Origin of the sequence: Pseudomonas kulmbachensis (assembly GCF_963681935.1) — a bacterium.
Taxonomy (GTDB): domain Bacteria; phylum Pseudomonadota; class Gammaproteobacteria; order Pseudomonadales; family Pseudomonadaceae; genus Aquipseudomonas; species Aquipseudomonas kulmbachensis.
In genome coordinates, this window is record NZ_OY817088.1 from 3,258,081 (window position 1) to 3,276,388 (window position 18,308).

Genomic DNA, 18,308 nt, shown 5'->3' on the forward strand with positions numbered 1-18,308 from the left:
TCAGCAGTGCACCAGACCCAGTCAACAAGGAGCAAGTTGCATGACTCGAATAGCCAAGTGGTTCCCCCAGTTAGCCTTAGTGGCGGCTTCGGTGATGGCCTTGTCCGCCACCGCCGTAGCCGCCGAAAAACCCAACATACTGGTGATTTTCGGCGATGACATTGGCCAGTCCAATATCAGCGCCTATTCCATGGGTGTGGTGGGCTACAAGACCCCCAATATCGACCGGATTGCCAAAGAAGGCATGATGTTCACCGACTACTACGCAGAAAACAGCTGCACAGCGGGTCGATCCTCGTTTATTACCGGACAGACGCCGCTGCGCACCGGCCTGTCCAAGGTCGGCATACCGGGAGCCCCCGTGGGCCTGCAAAAACGCGATATCACCATTGCCCAGGCCCTCAAGTCGCAAGGCTATGCCACTGCACAATTTGGTAAAAACCACTTGGGCGATCGCGACGAATACTTGCCAACCAATCATGGCTTCGACGAGTTTTTCGGCAACCTGTACCACCTCAATGCCGAGGAAGAACCCGAACGTCCGTACTGGCCCAAAGATGATCCGGCCTTCGTCAAGGCCACCTCACCCCGTGGCGTGATCCACAGCTTTGCCGACGGCAAGATTGAAGACACCGGTGCCCTGACCGCCAAGCGCATGGAAACCATCGACGACGAAACCACTGCCGCGGCGCAGGCGTTTATCGAAAAGCAGGCAAAGGCCGACAAGCCTTTTTTTGTGTGGATGAATACCACGCGCATGCACGTCTTTACCCACGTCCGCGATTCAATGAAGGGCCAGAGTGGTATGCCCGGCAACGAATACGCAGATGGCATGCTTGAGCACGACGGCGACGTGGGCAAGCTGCTGAAAACCCTCGACGACCTCAAAATCGCCGACAACACCATCGTGGTCTACACCACCGACAACGGGCCGAACCAGTTCTCTTGGCCGGACGCGGCCACCACGCCGTTCCGTAACGAGAAGAATTCCAACTGGGAGGGTGCATTCCGCGTTCCGGCCATCGTGCGCTGGCCGGGGAAAATCAAGGCTGGCGAAGTGAGCAACGAGATGTTCTCGGGGCTGGACTGGTTCCCTACCCTGCTGGCCGTCGCTGGCGATGCCGATGTCAAAGACAAGTTGCTCAAGGGGTGGGCGCCGGTGGCAGGCGGCACCAACTTCAAGGTGCATCTGGACGGTTTCAACCAGCTGCCGTACCTGACGGGCGAGCAACCCAAGGGCAATCGCAACGAGTTCTACTACTTCAACGATGACGGCATGCTGGTATCGATGCGCTTCGACAACTGGAAAGTAGTTTTTTGCGAGCAACGTGAACCGGGCGGCTTCAAGGTCTGGAGCGAGCCTTTCGTGTGCCTGCGGGTGCCGAAAATCTTCAACCTGCGCATGGATCCGTTTGAACGGGCTGACGTGGTCTCTGATCAGTATTACGACTGGAGCACCAAAAACGTTTACTTGAACGAAGTGGCAATCATGAAGGCAGCCAACTTCCTGGAAACCTTCGTCGATTACCCTCCAAGCCAGAAGCCGCCAAGCTTCAGTATCGATCAGGTACGGGCAGCGGTAGACGCCAAGATTGCCGAGAAAACGAAGAACCAGCCAGCACAGTAACCCGTCTGCGGGAGCGGGCTTACTCGCGATTCAGGCAACGCGGTGTATCAGATGCACCGCGCTGGTCCCATCGCGAGCAAGCCCGATCCCACAGTTCAGCTTCAGCTCCATCCGAACTCTCTCTGCACAAGGCCCTGCGCAATGCCGTTAGCCCTATCCGCGTCTCAGATTGCCAATCGCACAACGGTACTTATGCCCGCCTTGCTGCTCTTTATTTCCGGTACTGCCGCGCTGATTTATCAGGTGCTGTGGATCAAGCAATTGTCACTGGTGATCGGCGTCGAGGTGTACGCCATCACCACCGGCATCAGCGCTTTCTTCGCAGGTCTGGCCTTGGGTGGCCTGCTGTTCGGGCGCTTCGCCGACCGTCTGGGCAAACCACTGCTGTTGTATGCAGGGCTTGAAATCGGCGTGGCACTGCTCGGCATCGGCGCTACGTTCGGCCTGAGCATGGCCGCCGCGCCATTCGCCCGGCTGGAGCAACAGTTCGGCCTGCTGGCCTGGCTGCTGCCTCTGCTGTTGGTCGGCCTGCCCGCGCTGTTGATGGGTGGCACCCTGCCGGTGCTGGTTCGGGCGCTGGCGGCCGACCCACAACACCTGGGCCGCGCCGGTGGGCGGTTGTATGCCGCCAACACCGGTGGCGCAATCGTCGGCACCTTGCTCACCGCCTTTGTGCTGATTGCCACCCTTGGTGTGCGTGGCAGCGCATTCGCTGCCGCCTTGCTCAACATCATCGCCGCTATTGGTGCCCTGCTTGTGCAGCGCCGCTACTCAACACCACTTGCCACCACCCCAGCAGCGCAACCGGCACCGGCACGCCTGGCCATGCTGCTGTATGCGATTGCCGGCGGTGTCGCGCTGGGCTACGAAGTGGTCTGGTCGCAATCGATCGTGCAATTTATGAGTACCCGCACCTACGCCTTTGCCGTGGTATTGGCGACCTACCTTGCCGGGCTGTTTATCGGCAGCAGCCTGATGGCGCGCCGGGTTGATCGACTACGCGATCCTTGGGGCGTATTTGCCTTGCTGATCGCCGGGGCCGGGTTAGTTGCACTGCTGGAAATCGCCCTGCTCGGGCGCTGGTTGATCCTGCTGCAAACCCAGGCCGAAAGCGTGACGCTGGCCCTCGGTGGCAGTGTATTGCTGGGCATGAGTGCCCGTTTTGCAGTGGCGGCGTTAAGTATTGTGTTTATCCCCACACTGCTACTGGGCGCAGCCTTTCCGGTGGCCTTGCGTCTGTGCGTCGGCCCGGAACGGGTTGGGCGCGATGTCGGCGCGGTGGTGGCGTTCAATACGTTGGGCGGGATCATCGGCGTCGCGCTGTGTGGTTTTGTGCTGATCCCCTTGCTGGGCTTGGTGCGCACCCTGGGTCTGCTGGCGATCATCGCCGCCGCCGTGGGGTTTGTCGCGGTACACCAGGGTCATGGGGTCAGGAAAAATCATCGTCGGGGGGTGATTGCCGTAAGTCTTGCGGCGTTGTTGGTAGCCTGGCTAACGCCGGTGGAGCGTCTCGCCGAGTTGTTGCCGGGGGCACGCAACGCCGAGCTGGCGTTTTATGAGGAAGGCCGTGGCGGTACCGTGGCCGTAGTCACCCAGGGCAAGGGCGAGCGCAAGTTTCAGCGCCTGTATATCCAGGGCGTGTCGAATACCGGCGATGCCATGCCCTCGCTGCGTTATATGCGGATTCAGGCCTTGCTGCCGCTGCTGATCCATAACGGCGAACCACACTCGGCACTGGTGATCGGCTTCGGCACCGGGATCACTGCTGGCGCCCTGCTGAGCTACCCCGCGCTGGAGCAACGGGTAGTGGCCGAACTGCTGCCCTCGGTGCTCAAGGCTTCTTCTTTGTTCAAGGGCAACTTCAACGCGGCGACCAACCCCGGTGTACAGGTGCGCTTGCGCGACGGTCGCCAGGAACTGCTGCGCAGCGCGCAGCAATACGACCTGATCACCCTTGAGCCACCACCACCCTCCGCCGCCGGGGTGGTCAACCTGTATTCGCGGGACTTCTACCAACTGGCCGCGCAGCGCCTGCAACCCGAGGGATTGGTCGCGCAATGGTTGCCGCTGCCGACACAGAACATCGACGATTCGCGCTCGTTGGTGCGCAGCTTCCTTGACGTGTTCCCCTACGCGACGTTATGGACCAGCGAGTTTCACGAAATGCTGCTGGTCGGCTCACTGCAACCGATCGAACTGGACGCTACGCGCATCAGCGCCCGCTTTGAACAGCCCGGAGTGCGCAACGCCCTGCAGGACGTGGGCGTAGCCTCCGCCGCTGCGCTGCTCGCCACCTGGGTGACGGATCGTGAAGGGCTGGAACGCTTTGCCGCAGATGCACCGCCAGTGACCGACGACCAGCCGCGCATCGAATACGCACCCTGGGTTCGCGCCAAAGAAATCAGCCGAGTGCTTCCGGCGTTGCTCGATCTGCGCCGACCGCCTCTGTTGCTCAACGCTGACCCGGGGTTCGTCGAGCGCATGAATGTGCATCAGCAACGCCTGATGCAGTTTTACCGCTCCAGCCTGCACGCCTATGATGGCGATCGCGAGGCCTGGGGCCGGGATATCCGCGAAGTGATGCGCGGCGATGGCGCCAACCCCTATTACCGCTGGTTTGTCGGCGAACGCTAAAGCATCTGGATACGGAAGTCGCAATGCCCAAAACTAAAAATAAAACAGCTGCAGACCAACCTGATTCGCGCCCTACCCTGATAAGTCGTTACCTGTTTGCCGCGATCGTCGCCGTGATACTGGTGGTGCTGGCCGTGCTGTGGCTTTGGCTAGATCGCCCACAACCCGTCCTGCCGGTGGCCTACGAGCCCAAAACAGCGATTGCAGCACCGCAGGCCAAACAAACAGCGCCCGCGCAGATGGTCGATGAGCAGCAGTGCCAGGGCTGTCACAACGAACAGGTCAAGGACTGGCAAGGCTCGCACCACCAGTTGGCAATGCAGGCAGCCACCCCGCAGACGATGCTGGCAGATTTCGACAACGCGAGTTTTAAAGGTGAAGGCGAAAGCAGCCGTTTTTTTCGCCAAGGCGACGAGTTCTGGGTCAATACCCCAGGGCCAGATGGCAAAGCCACTGACTTCAAGGTTGCCTACACCTTCGGCATCGCGCCGTTGCAACAGTATTTGCTCGACGTCGGCGACGGCAAACTACAGGCCCTGGGCGTGGCCTGGGATACTGAAAAAAACCGCTGGTTTCACCTGTATCCGGGCCAAGGGGTGGATTTCAAAAATCCGCTGCATTGGAGCAAGCCCAGCCAGAATGCCAACTTTATGTGCGTCGAATGCCATACCACGGGTTATAAACGCAATTTCGACGCCGCCACCAACAGTTTCAACAGCCACTGGAACAGCCTTGGCGTCGGTTGCCAGGCGTGCCACGGCCCGGCCTCCAACCACGTGTTGGCGGTGACCAACAAACGCGATCTGCCCCATAGCGGTTTCGACGTAGACCTGAAAAGCAAGGATCCCGCCGTCGAAATCGAAACCTGCGCCCGCTGTCATGCCCGGCGCGCACCGCTGGGCGATGGTTTTACCGCGGGCAAGCGCTTGATGGACGATTACCTGCCCAGCGTACTGACCCGCGAATTGTATGCGCTGGACGGCAAGATCAAGGATGAAGTGTTCGAGCACGGCTCCTTCGCGCAAAGCAAAATGTTCGACAAAGGTGTGCGTTGCAGCAACTGCCACAACCCCCACAGCACCGAACTTAAAGCGCCGGGCAATGCCGTGTGCGTGCAATGCCACAACCGCGCGGGCAAGGCTGCGATTGCCGGGATCGACGACAAGGGCCTGCAAGCGAAGAACTACGATTCGGTCGAACATCATCGCCATACCGAGGGCCAGCCAGGCTCGCAATGTACCGATTGCCACATGCCCGGCAAGTTCTACATGGGCAATGATTTCAGGCATGACCACAGCTTCGGCATCCCCAACCCGGTACGGGCCAAAACCCTTGGCACCCCGGACGCTTGCCTGACCTGCCATCAGGGCAAGGCCGGCGACAAAGTGACAGAGCAATTCAAACTCTGGACCGCCCATGACGCACCCCAGGCTGCCCGTTACGACGAAAGCTTGTGGCTGATCCGCGGCGGTAAGCCCGGAGCGGCACAGGCACTTTACGAACAGTTACAGCGCGGTAACCTGCCTGCTATCCAGCGGGCAACGTTACTGGCCGAACTGGCGAACTACCCCAGCGAATCCGCCCTGAAGCTGGCCAGCAAGGACTTGGGCAATCCCGCACCGCAAGTGCGTGAAAGCGCGGTACGGGCCGTGAGCGCCTTCTTGCCACCCACTGAGCGAATCGCGTCGCTCAGTCCGTTATTGACGGACAGCGTGCGTGCGGTGCGCATCATCGCTGCCCGTAACTTGCAGGGCTCTGCGGGCACTGGCTTGGGCTCAGCACAAGACGCCTGGGCCAAAGCCATCGGTGAATACGAAGCAGTGCAATTGAGCCTGGCCGAAAGGGCCGAGTCGAACCTCAACCTGGCCATGTTGTATCAGGCCAGCGGGCGTAATTCCGAGGTTGAGCCAATGCTGCGCACCGCCCTGCTGCGCGATCCGGACTTCTTCCCGGCACTGGTCACGCTGGCGCAATGGCTGGAAGCCAGTGGTCGCGGCGCCGAGGCCACAGCCTTGCTCGACAACGCGTTGCAGACCAACCCAAAAGCAGCCCTGTTGCAGCACAGCCAAGGGCTCGCGCTGATTCGCGCAGGCCAGCCCGGACAGGCCATGACAGCCCTGCAAAAGGCCGTGAAACTGGAACCTGACAACGGCCAGTATCGCTATGTATTGGCGGTGGCGCTGCACCAGAGTGGTCAGGTGGATCAGGCTTGCGAGCAAATGGAAGAACTGCTCAAGCGCCAACCGGCGTTTCGCGATGCGCGGCTGGCATTAATCCAGTTTTATCTCGACAGTGGCCAGGAGCCCAAGGCGCAGGTGGTGCTGCAAGCTTGGAAAAAGATCAACCCTGAGGATGTAGCGCTGAAGTAACGGCCCAAAGACTAAAACCTGTAGATACTCTGTTCCAGGTCAAACCCCTGTGGGAGCGAGCCTGCTCGCGAATGATCATCGCGAGCAGGCTCGCTCCCACGATTGAAGTATCTCAGTAGCCTCGTTCCCTGACAGCGGCTACAGGAACCACAGGCGTGTCGGCGCACCCAACAGGTACGACAACCAAACAAAAAACGGCTCTTGGAAAACCACAGAGTCGTCCTCAAAACCAGCAATAATCCTCAATAAAACCTGTAAACAGCCTCTATCCAAACCAGCTTATGACTAATAGGTTGGTTTAAAGCATTGCGAGACCAAAACCCAACTCGTATGATGTCTGTTAACCAAGGGCAAACCCTTCGGCGCAAATCACCCGCATAACAATAATCAGTGGGGGCTTCGAATTGTGAATAACGCCAGCAATCTGTCTGCTGCACGCGCTAACGCTTTGCCAGGACCCACCCACCGGTCACGGCTGCCATAGCCCTGCAAACCGCCTCGTTAATCGATCAGCCAACCCCTGACTCTTTTCAAGGAACAGACCATGAACGCCGAACATCAGCACCACGCCAGCAAAGCGCCGGTCGTCACCAGCCTGCAGGTTATCCCCGTGGCGGGCCATGACAGCATGTTGCTCAACCTTAGCGGCGCTCATGGCCCTTTCTTTACCCGCAATATCGTTATCCTCAAGGACAGCAGCGGCAATATCGGCGTAGGTGAAGTGCCGGGCGGCGAACGCATCCGCGAAACCCTCGAAGACGCACGCAACCTGGTGGTGGGCCAACCCATCGGCAACTACCAGAGCATCCTCAATGCCATGCGTAGCACATTCGCCGCCCGCGACTCGGCGGGGCGCGGCCTGCAAACCTTTGACCTGCGCATCACCATCCACGCGGTCACGGCGATGGAAGCGGCCCTTCTCGACTTGCTCGGTCAGTTCCTCGAGGTTCCGGTAGCGGCTTTGCTCGGTGAAGGCCAGCAACGCGATGCGGTGAAGATGCTCGGCTACCTGTTTTACATCGGCGACCGCCAGCAGACCGATCTGGCCTACCGCAGTGAAGCCGATGGCGATGACTGGTTGCGCCTGCGCCACGAAAAAGCACTGACCCCGCAAGCCATCGTCCGCCTTGCAGAAGCCGCCCAAGCCAGATACGGCTTTAACGACTTCAAGCTTAAGGGCGGTGTATTGCGCGGTGCCGAAGAGATCGAAGCGGTGACGGCGCTGGCCGAGCGCTTCCCGAATGCACGCATCACCCTTGACCCCAATGGCGCCTGGTCACTCAAGGAAGCCATTACCCTGTGCCGTGATCAGCATCACGTGCTGGCGTATGCCGAAGACCCATGCGGCGCGGAAAACGGCTATTCAGGGCGTGAAGTGATGGCTGAGTTCCGTCGCGCCACCGGACTGCCCACCGCCACCAACATGATCGCCACCGACTGGCGCGAAATGGGGCACGCGATTCAATCGCAAGCAGTGGACATTCCATTGGCCGACCCGCATTTCTGGACAATGCAGGGCTCGGTACGGGTCGCGCAGATGTGTCACGAGTGGGGCCTGACCTGGGGTTCGCACTCCAATAACCATTTTGATATTTCCCTTGCCATGTTCACTCAGGTCGCAGCGGCGGCACCGGGCGAAATTACCGCCATCGATACCCACTGGATCTGGCAGGACGGCCAGCGCCTGACCCGCGAGCCGCTGAAAATCGTCGACGGTCATATCAAGGTTCCGGCCAGATCCGGCCTGGGCGTGGATATCGACATGGACGCCGTGGCCAAGGCTCACGAACTGTACAAAGGCATGGGCCTGGGTGCTCGCGACGACAGCGTCGCCATGCAGTTCCTTGTTCCCGGCTGGAAATACGACAACAAAAAACCATGCCTTGTGCGCTGAACACTCCAGTGCGCGCTTAAAGCCTATCTAGCGAGGATTGAAACGATGTCGAACGAAACAGGCCACAATTTTATCGGCGGCAGCCGCAGCGCAGAAGGCACCGTCACGCTTGAAAGCCTGGATGCCAGCACCGGCGAGGCCTTGCCTCTGCGCTTTTATCAGGCGACCCCTGAAGAAGTGGACCGCGCCGCCAACGCCGCCGCCGAAGCCTTTTTGGCGTTTCGCCAACTTTCGCCTGAGCGCCGCGCCGAATTTCTCGACGCCATTGGTGACGAGATTGATCAACTGGGCGACGACTTTGTCGCCCTGGTGTGCAGAGAGACCGCCCTGCCTGCAGCGCGCATTCAAGGCGAACGCGGCCGTACCAGCGGGCAAATGCGCCTGTTCGCCAAGGTACTGCGTCGCGGTGATTATTTAGGGGCTCGGATCGATCTGGCCCTGCCGGATCGCAAGCCTCTGCCACGGGCGGATTTACGCCAGTACCGGATCGGCGTCGGGCCGGTCGCCGTGTTCGGTGCCAGCAACTTCCCGCTGGCCTTCTCCACTGCCGGTGGCGATACCGCAGCCGCCTTTGCTGCGGGCTGCCCGGTGGTATTCAAGGCGCACAGCGGGCACATGGCAACCGCCGACCAGGTCGGTAGCGCAATTATTCGCGCCGCACAAAAGACCGGCATGCCCAATGGCGTGTTCAACATGATCTTCGGCGCGGGCGTCGGTGAACAGTTGGTCAAGCACCCAGCGATTCAGGCAGTGGGCTTTACCGGCTCGCTGCATGGTGGCAACGCCCTGGGCAAAATGGCCGCCGAGCGCGAACAACCGATTCCGGTGTTCGCCGAAATGTCGAGCATCAACCCGGTCATCCTGCTGCCTCAAGCCCTGGCTTCGCGCAGCGCGGCTGTGGCCAAGGAACTCGCGGCTTCAGTCACCCAAGGCGGCGGGCAGTTCTGCACCAACCCAGGCCTGGTGATCGGCCTGCGCTCCCCCGAGTTCGCAGCCTTTGTCGAGCAACTGACTGTGCAAATGGCCGAACAGGGGCCACACACCCTGCTCAATGCAGGCGGCCTGCGCAACTATGCCAAAGGCGTGGAGCACCTGCTCAGCCATGCTGGCATCACCCACCTGGCCGGCCACACTCAATCAGGATCGCAAGCGCAACCTCAGCTGTTCAAGGCTGATGTAAGCCTGTTGCTGGAAAAAGACCCGCTACTACAGGAAGAAGTGTTCGGTCCGACCACGATCATCATCGAAGTCGACAGTGACGCGCAGTTAAAAGCTGCCTTGCTGGCCTTGCGTGGCCAATTGACCGCCACCCTGATCGGCGAACCGGCGGACCTTGCGCACTATCAATGGCTGGTGCCGATCCTTGAGCAAAAGGTCGGGCGGATTCTGGTCAACGGCTACCCGACTGGCGTTGAGGTATGTGACGCCATGGTTCACGGCGGCCCGTACCCGGCCACTTCGGATTCACGCGGCACATCGGTGGGCTCGCTGGCCATTGACCGTTTCCTGCGTCCGGTCTGCTACCAGAACTATCCCGATGCACAGCTCCCGGAAGCGTTGCAAAACAGCAATCCGCTGGGCTTGCAGCGTCTGGTTAATGGCGAGTGGAGTTCCCAGGCGATTGATTAAGGCCTGACCACCGCCTGAAGGCGCCGCGTTTGGCGCCTTTTTATTGCCGAAAAATTGGATCCGATATCAAATTTCAGGCAAAAAAAAGCCCAAGTAGCTGATGGAAACTTGGGGCTTAAAAATGCATAAACCGTGGTAGGTGAACGCAGGGCGATATTACCCCACTGTAACAATCAGTAACAAGTGATTCTGAACAATTTTTTTCAAATCGTTACTGACCTAAGTCATTAAATAGACACATTATTTTTGGATCCATTGATTTTAAATTGCCATCATTCTGCGGTTTTTGGGTGATTTCTACCCACCTCACGCCTTGCTTTCGGCGGAAAGTTGGTAGCTCCGGATAATATGCGTGGCGTGAAGCCTGCGTGTCAGTGGTTTACCCTGGAAAGTGGCTACGCAGCGCCGCCAACCCACCCTGGTAAACCCCGGCAAACAATTCCTGCGCAGCCTCGACGCTTATGCCCAGCGGCGTAAACTGCCCCGACCAGGTCACACGCGAACCGTCGCCTTGTGCTTCGACACGTAAAGTCGCCAGATAGTCGGTCACCGGAAACGGTGCCTGAACGATGGAATAACTATAGGTTTTGCCCGCATTGTCGAACGTTTGCAGCCGCTCGACGATCACCGTGCCATCTACGGTCTGCAGCGTGCGCAAACGCCCGCCTTCACCGTGCTCGCTTTTGGCAATAAACGACAACCAGTCGGGCAGCGAGTTAAAACCGCCAATCAGTTGCCAGACCTGATCGGTTGAAGCGGGAATATCGATAAACGCGGATGTTGCTGCCATGGGGTGTGTGCCTCTCAGAATAAATAGGATTGGAACGCCCTGCTTGCGACGACCAGGATGGGTCGACAGCATGCAGTAGGGTTGGGCTGTATACAATTGCAGCAACATCTACGAATTAGGGCGCGGCCTCGCTTCGCAAAGGGTAATGCCTATGGCTGCTACGAGATATAAAAAGCAATTACTATCTAACGACTAGAGCATTACACCACCACTACTACAGTTTTAACGTTTAACCCCGCCTCCAGCGCACCAAAAAAATAGAACCTCCAAATATATTTAAAAACAACCCAAAAACGATAACACCCGCACCAACAAACTGCCCACCAGACAGTGTTTCACCTAGCAAAAGCACCGCACTTGCAATACCTACGACAGGAACCAGAAGAGATAATGGCGCAATTCGCCATGTTTCATCGTGACCTAATAAATATACCCGGGCGGCATAGCATATGCAGGGTCGCAACAAACAAAAAAGAAAGCTGCCCAAAACTTATGGTTAAGCCATACGCCAACAGCCACCTCACAGGTATTTTAAGTAACCCTATAAAAAACTGCCGAGAAAGCGACAAGAGCGAATCTCAGACCTGCCAAGAGAAAAGGAGGCATGCCATTAAGCCCAATCTTTATGACTACAAAATTCAACCCTCATATAATAACTACGCAAAGGGCTAGCAACATATCCTTCACAGACATAGACTTATTCCCATTAATAAACGACTGCAAGAAACCCGGAAGTCCAGCGCCTGAAAACAGCTTTCACAGAGGATGAAACTGCGCCCGGCTACTCGAAAACCGGCCGAAAGAAGCTTCGCTCGTAACTCAAGATGCACCGGTTGTCTTCAGCCAGTTTGAATGCGGCAATGCACTCGGCATCGGTTTTTGAGCGCTCGCGGTAGTCTTCATAAACCGCGAGGCTGGGGAAGGTAAACATCGCCAAGGCGATGTTGTTGGCGCCTTCCGAGGGCAGGAAGTAGCCGTGGTGCTGCCCACCGAACTTCGCTACCAGCGGGATCCACACTTTCGCATAGGCTTCAAATTCAGCCAGTTGGTACGGGTCAATCACGTAACGCAGGTAGCAGGTAATCATGGGTTCATTCCATGAGGCAAAAGGAAATCGAGACTAGCCCCCTCCCGCCTCACGGGTCAATCAACTCACACAGGATGCAGGCAATCATCCTCGGCATAGATCGCCGTGTGCAAACCGCCCTCGGCATCGCGCCAGGCGCGGTACATACCCGGGGTGTTGAAGCTAAGTACGGTTTCGCCGGACGGAGACACCGCAACCACCCCGCCGTTGCCTCCCAGCTCCTTGAGCTCACCCTGCACCACTTGGTCGCAGGCATCTTGCAGGCTGGAGCCAACCAGGCGAATGCGCGACGCAATATTGTGAGCAACCACGGTGCGCATAAAGAACTCACCGTGACCAGTGGCCGAGATCGCGGCGCTGCGGTCATCGGCCCAGGTGCCAGAACCAATCAGTGGTGAGTCGCCCACGCGACCATAGCGCTTGTTGGTAATCCCGCCTGTGGAGGTAGCGGCGGCGACATGCCCGTGCTGGTCGAGTGCCACGGCGCCCACGGTGCCGAATTTTTTCTCCACGCCTCCCGGCTCCAGTAATACCGTCTCTGGTTGCTGCTGCTGGGCTGCCCATTGGCGACGACGCAAGGGGGTGTCGTACCAATCGTTGCTGACGTGTTCCAGGCCGGGCTGCTCGGACAGAAACAGATCCGCCCCCGCCCCTGCCAGCAGCACGTGTTCGCTGTGCTCCAGCACCGCCCTCGCTCCGCAAATCGGGTTACGCACGTGATGCACACCGGCCACGGCTCCGGCTTCGAGATTGGCGCCGTTCATGATCGCCGCGTCCAGTTCATGGTCACCGGTATGGGTAAATACCGCGCCTTTACCGGCGTTGAACCAGGGGCACTCTTCGAGTTCAATCACGCTGGCCTGTACTGCGTCCAGGCTGCTGCCACCCCGCTCCAGCACATCAACACCGGCCTTGAGCGCCTGCAATAACGCCGCGTGAATTGCCTGTTCGTCAGCTTGCGTCAGCACGCCGGGCATCAGTACGCCAGCGCCGCCATGCAGGGCCATCGCTATGGATTGAGTCATTGCGCATGCACTCCGTGATTGATTATCTGGCTCAAAAAGCGTTGGGTTCGCGGTGATTCCGGGGCCGAGAAAAACCGTTCAGGCGGGGCTTCTTCGACAATCTCGCCCTGATCCATAAACACAATTCGATCCGCGACTTTACGGGCAAAACCCATTTCGTGGGTCACACAGATCATGGTCATGCCTTCCTGGGCCAGGCTGGTCATTACCTCCAGCACTTCGGCGATCATTTCCGGGTCGAGGGCCGAGGTTGGCTCGTCGAACAGCATGACCTTGGGCTGCATGCACAGCGCCCGGGCAATGGCGATTCGCTGCTGCTGACCGCCGGACAACTGCGAGGGAAACTTGTTGGCGTGGTCGCGCATCTTGACCTTGTCCAGCAGCCCCAGCGCACGTTCGATGGCTTCAGCCTCAGGCACACCCAGGTTGGAAGTCTGTGGCAACGTGCAGTTTTTCAGCACTGTGAGATGCGGAAACAGATTGAAGTGCTGGAAGCACATGCCCACCTGACGGCGGATGCGCTCAAGGCCCTTGAGGTTGCCATTGAGCTCCTCGCCCAGCACCTCGACCACGCCCTGCTGGTGTTGCTCCAGTTGATTGATGCAGCGGATCAGGGTTGACTTGCCGGAGCCGGAAGGTCCGCAAATCACCACTTTCTCGCCGGCTTTGACATTCAGCGAGATATTTTTCAGCACGTGGGCATTGCCGAACCATTTGTTCAATTGTTCGATGCGCACCATCAGGTCAGCGTCGGCCTTGGGTTTGATGATCATGAGCGGCTTTGCTCCATACGTTGTTCAAGGTGTCGGGCATAGCGCGACAGTGCAAAACAGATGACGAAGAAATAGATCGCCAGGAAGATGTAAATTTCGTGGCCGTACTCAACCCATTCAGGTGCGACAGCGGTGCTCATGGCGATACCGACGATGTCCAGCACGCCGACAATCATCACCAGCGTGGTTTCCTTGAACAGGCCGATAAATTGCGTTAGCAAGGGCGCAATGGACTGCTTGAGCACTTGCGGCAGGATGATCTGGCCCATGGTTTTCCAGTAGCCGAAACCCAGCGCCATCGCCGCTTCGTACTGGCCTTTGGGCAGGTTCTGCAAACCGCCGCGCAAGGTCTCGGCCATATAGGCGGCGGTAAACAGAATCAGCACCAGCTGCACCCGCAGCAGAATGTCGAACGCCGAGTCCGGTGGCAGAAACAGCTGAATCATCAGCGAAGCCATAAACAACAGCGAGATCACCGGCACCGAACGCACCAGCTCGATGTAGAGCACGCACAGCATGCGGATGACCGGCAGTTTGGAGCGTCGGCCCAAGGCCAGCAAAATCCCCAGCGGCAAGGCGAAAATCATCCCCGCGGTGCCCAGAAATACCGTCACCAGCATCCCGGCGAACTTGGTCGAAGACACCTCGGGCAGCCCGGCTCCGCCCTTGAGCAGCCACCACATCACGATCGGCAGCAAGGCCAGATACGCCAGCAGCAGGCGCCGGTCCAGACGCTTGAAAAACAGCAGGACAAACGCCGACCCGGCCAGCACCAGCGACACCGTCACCCGCCACTGCTCAGCCTGCGGATAAAAGCCATACACAAACAGATTCCAGCGCTGGGTAATCGGCAGCCAGCACGCCCCTGCCGGGTTGCAATCCTTGGCACTGTCGCCAACGAAGGTCGCGTCGAACACCAGCCAGTTGAGTGCGGCGGGAACGCACCAACACAACAGCGCAATCACGCTGAGGGTCAGCAGGCTGTGCCCCACACTGGGAAACAGTTGGCTGCGGCTCCAGGCCACAGCCCGCTGAACCGAGGGCAAGCGCGGCGGCGTCAGCGGGACAGCCAGTACCTGATTCATTGCGGTCATGTTCAGTGCCCCCTCTGGCCGATACGGTGGTTGTAGATATTCATCCCCAAAGAAATCACCAGGCTGATCGCACAATAAGTGCCCATGACCAACGCGATGCATTCAATAGCCTGCCCCGTCTGGTTCAGGGTGGTGCCGCCGGTAGACGACACCAGCTCCATAAAGCCGATCACCACACCCAAAGAGGAGTTTTTGACGATATTGAGGTAGGTATTGGTGATTTGCGGAATCATCGGGTAGATCGCCTGCGGGACGATCAACTGGCGCATGGTGGCGCCCGATTTGAAGCCGAGCGCCCTGGCCGCTTCGTACTGACCGCGATGCACCGACTCAATCGCACCGCGAAAGATTTCTGCGATGTAACTGGCGCTGTAGAACGACAGGGCCAGGCACAGAGCAAGCATTTCCGGCACCAGGGTAATCCCGCCCTTAAAGCCAAAACCGCGCTGCACCGGCACCTCCCATTGCAATTGGGTACCGCTCACGGCGTACACCAGCAAAGGCAGCACCACTGCCCCGAGCAACAGCACAGGCCAACGCTTGGAGGCAAAACCGCGCCACGGTGTACGGGCCTCCTTGAAACGACAAAACCCATAACCCAGCAACATGCCCAGCAACATCAGGGCCACACCCCAGCCGACCTGACTGCCTTGCGCAAGCCAGGGCAGGTTCAGGCCGTTGTTGTTCAAAAACACAACGCCAAACAACGAGGCCGAATGCTTGACCCCGGGCAATGCCAGTACCAGGCCGTACCACCAGACCAGATGCACCACCAACGGCACGTTGCGCAGAAATTCGATGCAGGTGCCACTCAGGCGCTTGATCAGCCAGTTGTCCGAGACCCTGGCGATACCCAACGCACCACCCAGCAAGGTGGCCAACACGATGCTCAGCACCGACACCAGCAAGGTGTTGAGCAAGCCCACCAGATAAGCCCGGGCATAGGTCGCGTCCGGGGTGTAATCAATCAGCGAGAAGCTGATGTCGTAGCCGGCGCGCTGAGATAAAAAGCCGAATCCGGAAGCAATATTGAGGTTCTTGAGGTTCAACGCGGCGTTGCTGGAGAGCAGATAAAACACCGCTGCAACCAGAGCCAGTACCAGCCCTTGCTGCAACACACTCGACAGACGCAGATTGTGCGAACGATGGGTCGACATGACAGTAATTCCCTTAACGGATCGGCGGTGCGTACATCAAGCCATGGTCTTTCCAACTGCGGTTCAGCCCGCGCGGGATGTTCAATGCTGTCTGCTGGCCGAGGTTACGGTCGTAGATTTGCGCGTAGTTGCCGACCTGCTTTATGGCGCGATACGCCCAGTCACTGTCCAGGCCAAAGGATTTGCCGATGGTGCCTTCGGTGCCGAGCAAACGGGCGATATCGGTCGATGCGGTTTTATTGCCCCGCAGTTCGTCGACGTTGTCCGAAGTCACACCCAGCTCTTCGCCCGTCATCAGGGCATAGGCGGTCCAGGTCACGATATTGCGCCAGGTGGTGTCACCCTGAGCGACGAAGGCACCCAGTGGCTCCTTGGAAATCACTTCCGGCAGCAACGCGTAGTCCTGGGGGTTATTCATCAGCGCCAATCGTGCAGCCAGACCGGAAGAGTCATTGGAAATGGCATTGCAGCGCCCGCGCTGGAAAGCAGCGTAGAGTTCGGGGCTTTTTTCGATGACCACGGTTTTGTAGGTCAGGCCACGTCGGCCGAAATAGTCTTCGAGGTTCTGCTCGGAGGTGGTGCCGGGCGACAGGCAAAAGGTGGCGCCATCCAGATCGGTGAGTTTTTTGATGCCGTCGGCCGTATGGGTCATGAAGCCCTGGCCGTCGTAAAACCATACCGTCGTGAAGTCCACCCCCAGATTGGCCACCCGCTCAGCAGTCCAGGACGCGGCCCGTGACAGGATGTCGATTTCACCGGAGGCCAGGGCCGTGAAGCGGTTCTTCGCGGTGGTGGCCAGGTACTCGACCTTGTCCGCATCACCCAGCACCGCAGCGGCGACGGCGCGGCACAAATCCACGTCCATGCCGGTCCAGCGGCCCTTGTCATCAATCAGCGAAAAACCCGGTTTATCACCAGCTACACCACAGCGCACGCTGCCATGTGCCTTGACCTTTTCCAACACACCTGCCTGGGCAGCCTGACCACTGACCACCAGCAGGGCCAATAACGGAGCCCCAAGTAAAAGCTTCACCCTATTCAATTTGTGCATATCATGCCCCTTCGAAATTCTTCTTGTTATGCCTGTGAACCACACTTTTACGATCGGTAAAGCGGCAGGTGGCGGTTAAGGTGCACAATAAAGACAGAGGCATGGGTCGGATAGCGACTATTGATCCACTATGCTGGACGCGCTATCGAATATTGGAATAACTCTATGAATATCGACTGGTATGAAGATTTCCTCGCCCTGGCCGATACCGGCAAGTTCACCGCGGCGGCCAGCATGCGTGGCTCTTCGCAATCGGCGTTGAGCCGACGCATTCAATTGCTCGAAGCGCACCTGGGCGCCAACCTGATCGACCGCGAACGCAACCCGGTACGCCTGACTGCCGCCGGTGAAGCCTTGCTGCCCAATGCCGTGGAACTGGTACGCATGGCCCGCGACTGCGAGCAGAGCGTAAAAGTGCTCAACCGGCCACTGACCTTTGCCTCGCTGCACACTTTGGCCTGCAACTTCTTCCCCGGCTGGATCAGCCAGTTGAACAGCCCGCAAACGCCGCTGTTCACCCGGATCGATACTGGCTATCGCAGCACCGATGATTACTACATGGCGCTGATGTCCGGGCGTTGCGATTTCGTCCTGTTCTACCGCGACACCAAGAGCGCGCCCTACTCCCGGCAAAGTGAATTCGAAGTCAAATCCCTGGGCCATGACGAACTGTACTGGGTCGCCACCCCCGACTTGGCCACGCATTGCGCGCAGACCGACGAACCGATCCCGTTGCTCAGCTACTCGCGCAGCGCGCAATTGCATGAACTGTCACGCACCCAGATCAACCGCCATCCGCAGCCCCATCGCCTGCTGCAAGTGTTCGAGGCAACCGTGTCAGAAGCGCTCAAACCGATGGTCGCCAGCGGCCAGGGCGTGGCGTGCATGCCCCACAGCATGGTGGCGCCGTTGATTGAGCGAAAGGAATTGGTGCGCCTGTATCCAGACATGGAATCCGACCATCTGGAAGTGATTTTGGTGCGCTGGCGGGACAACCGTAACCCACAGGCCGAGGCGTTCTGGCAGCGGTTGTAAATTAAACCTGATGCGCGAGTCCTTGTGGAAGCGAGCCTGCTCGCGAAGGCATCACCGTAGCTTGCCTGACACACCGAGGCATCTGCATCGCAGGTAAGCCAGCTCCCACAGGTTTTGCACTGTTCACACTCCCTGTGCCTTCA

Annotated in this window: 14 protein-coding genes and 1 pseudogene; 6 read left to right on the top strand and 9 right to left on the bottom strand. The window is 58.7% G+C overall.

Translation table 11 applies throughout. The annotated features are described in order from the left end of the window. The first annotated feature begins 40 nt into the window (after nt 1-40). The 5 genes from U5A05_RS14915 (at nt 41) to U5A05_RS14935 (ending at nt 10,153) form a co-directional block, all read left to right on the top strand. Nucleotides 41-1,627 carry an arylsulfatase gene (locus tag U5A05_RS14915; RefSeq protein WP_321833677.1) on the top strand — a complete coding sequence of 529 codons (1,587 nt, stop codon included), beginning with the start codon at nt 41-43 and terminating at the stop codon, nt 1,625-1,627. A 141-nt stretch (nt 1,628-1,768) separates the two neighbouring features. Further along, nucleotides 1,769-4,261 carry a spermidine synthase gene (locus tag U5A05_RS14920; RefSeq protein ID WP_321833679.1) on the top strand — a complete coding sequence of 831 codons (2,493 nt, stop codon included), beginning with the start codon at nt 1,769-1,771 and terminating at the stop codon, nt 4,259-4,261. Nucleotides 4,262-4,284: 23 nt separating this feature from the next. After that, nucleotides 4,285-6,630 carry a tetratricopeptide repeat protein gene (locus U5A05_RS14925; RefSeq protein ID WP_321833681.1) on the top strand — a complete coding sequence of 782 codons (2,346 nt, stop codon included), beginning with the start codon at nt 4,285-4,287 and terminating at the stop codon, nt 6,628-6,630. Between the two features lie 544 nt (nt 6,631-7,174). Next, the gene (gudD, locus tag U5A05_RS14930; protein WP_321833683.1) at nt 7,175-8,524 is read left to right on the top strand and encodes a glucarate dehydratase; all 1,350 of its coding nucleotides are present in this window, start codon (nt 7,175-7,177) and stop codon (nt 8,522-8,524) included. Nucleotides 8,525-8,569: 45 nt separating this feature from the next. Further along, nucleotides 8,570-10,153 carry an aldehyde dehydrogenase (NADP(+)) gene (locus U5A05_RS14935; RefSeq protein ID WP_321833685.1) on the top strand — a complete coding sequence of 528 codons (1,584 nt, stop codon included), beginning with the start codon at nt 8,570-8,572 and terminating at the stop codon, nt 10,151-10,153. A gap of 379 nt (nt 10,154-10,532) precedes the next feature. On the opposite strand, the gene U5A05_RS14940 is transcribed toward U5A05_RS14935, so the two are convergent. The 9 genes and pseudogenes from U5A05_RS14940 to U5A05_RS14975 all read right to left on the bottom strand — a co-directional run bounded on the left by U5A05_RS14940 (nt 10,533) and on the right by U5A05_RS14975 (nt 17,130). Continuing rightward, a complete protein-coding gene (locus tag U5A05_RS14940; RefSeq protein WP_321833687.1) occupies nt 10,533-10,943 on the bottom strand; it encodes an SRPBCC family protein in 411 nt (136 codons plus the stop codon). Between the two features lie 229 nt (nt 10,944-11,172). Beyond that, the gene (locus U5A05_RS24270; protein ID WP_425262884.1) at nt 11,173-11,430 is read right to left on the bottom strand and encodes an EamA family transporter; all 258 of its coding nucleotides are present in this window, start codon (nt 11,428-11,430) and stop codon (nt 11,173-11,175) included. Next, nucleotides 11,402-11,585, bottom strand: a pseudogene (locus U5A05_RS24275) (O-acetylserine/cysteine exporter); the annotation flags it as partial. The gene U5A05_RS24270 and the pseudogene U5A05_RS24275, both read right to left, overlap by 29 nt. A gap of 139 nt (nt 11,586-11,724) precedes the next feature. After that, entirely contained in the window at nt 11,725-12,030 is a 306-nt protein-coding gene (locus U5A05_RS14950; protein ID WP_261738677.1) for an NIPSNAP family protein, read from the bottom strand. Between the two features lie 65 nt (nt 12,031-12,095). Further along, a complete protein-coding gene (locus U5A05_RS14955) occupies nt 12,096-13,055 on the bottom strand; it encodes an isoaspartyl peptidase/L-asparaginase family protein (protein WP_321833690.1) in 960 nt (319 codons plus the stop codon). Beyond that, on the bottom strand, nt 13,052-13,828 hold the full coding sequence (locus U5A05_RS14960; protein ID WP_315968115.1) for an amino acid ABC transporter ATP-binding protein: 777 nt from the start codon (nt 13,826-13,828) through the stop codon (nt 13,052-13,054). The genes U5A05_RS14955 and U5A05_RS14960 overlap by 4 nt, the downstream gene beginning before the upstream one ends. Next, complete coding sequence (locus U5A05_RS14965; protein WP_321833691.1) at nt 13,825-14,922, bottom strand: amino acid ABC transporter permease; 1,098 nt, start codon at nt 14,920-14,922, stop codon at nt 13,825-13,827. Before U5A05_RS14965 ends, U5A05_RS14960 begins: the two co-directional genes overlap by 4 nt. A 2-nt stretch (nt 14,923-14,924) precedes the next feature. Further along, complete coding sequence (locus tag U5A05_RS14970; RefSeq protein ID WP_321833693.1) at nt 14,925-16,079, bottom strand: amino acid ABC transporter permease; 1,155 nt, start codon at nt 16,077-16,079, stop codon at nt 14,925-14,927. A 13-nt stretch (nt 16,080-16,092) separates the two neighbouring features. After that, nucleotides 16,093-17,130, bottom strand: coding sequence for an amino acid ABC transporter substrate-binding protein (locus tag U5A05_RS14975; protein ID WP_321833695.1), 1,038 nt, complete (start codon nt 17,128-17,130; stop codon nt 16,093-16,095). Between the two features lie 165 nt (nt 17,131-17,295). On the opposite strand from U5A05_RS14975, the gene U5A05_RS14980 reads away from it, so the two are divergent. Beyond that, nucleotides 17,296-18,165, top strand: coding sequence for a LysR family transcriptional regulator (locus tag U5A05_RS14980; RefSeq protein WP_261738682.1), 870 nt, complete (start codon nt 17,296-17,298; stop codon nt 18,163-18,165). Nucleotides 18,166-18,308: the final 143 nt, after the last annotated feature.

Bases quoted from the DNA above. Each gene is read 5' to 3' on its own strand.
- U5A05_RS14915 (WP_321833677.1), top strand. From the start codon at position 41: ATGACTCGAATAGCCAAGTGGTTCCCCCAGTTAGCCTTAGTGGCGGCT.
- U5A05_RS14950 (WP_261738677.1), bottom strand. From the start codon at position 12,030: ATGATTACCTGCTACCTGCGTTACGTGATTGACCCGTACCAACTGGCT.
- U5A05_RS14975 (WP_321833695.1), bottom strand. From the start codon at position 17,130: ATGCACAAATTGAATAGGGTGAAGCTTTTACTTGGGGCTCCGTTATTG.
- U5A05_RS14960 (WP_315968115.1), bottom strand. From the start codon at position 13,828: ATGATCATCAAACCCAAGGCCGACGCTGACCTGATGGTGCGCATCGAA.
- U5A05_RS14940 (WP_321833687.1), bottom strand. From the start codon at position 10,943: ATGGCAGCAACATCCGCGTTTATCGATATTCCCGCTTCAACCGATCAG.
- U5A05_RS14970 (WP_321833693.1), bottom strand. From the start codon at position 16,079: ATGTCGACCCATCGTTCGCACAATCTGCGTCTGTCGAGTGTGTTGCAG.
- U5A05_RS14980 (WP_261738682.1), top strand. From the start codon at position 17,296: ATGAATATCGACTGGTATGAAGATTTCCTCGCCCTGGCCGATACCGGC.
- U5A05_RS14925 (WP_321833681.1), top strand. From the start codon at position 4,285: ATGCCCAAAACTAAAAATAAAACAGCTGCAGACCAACCTGATTCGCGC.
- U5A05_RS14935 (WP_321833685.1), top strand. From the start codon at position 8,570: ATGTCGAACGAAACAGGCCACAATTTTATCGGCGGCAGCCGCAGCGCA.
- U5A05_RS14920 (WP_321833679.1), top strand. From the start codon at position 1,769: ATGCCGTTAGCCCTATCCGCGTCTCAGATTGCCAATCGCACAACGGTA.
- U5A05_RS14955 (WP_321833690.1), bottom strand. From the start codon at position 13,055: ATGACTCAATCCATAGCGATGGCCCTGCATGGCGGCGCTGGCGTACTG.
- U5A05_RS14965 (WP_321833691.1), bottom strand. From the start codon at position 14,922: ATGACCGCAATGAATCAGGTACTGGCTGTCCCGCTGACGCCGCCGCGC.
- gudD (WP_321833683.1), top strand. From the start codon at position 7,175: ATGAACGCCGAACATCAGCACCACGCCAGCAAAGCGCCGGTCGTCACC.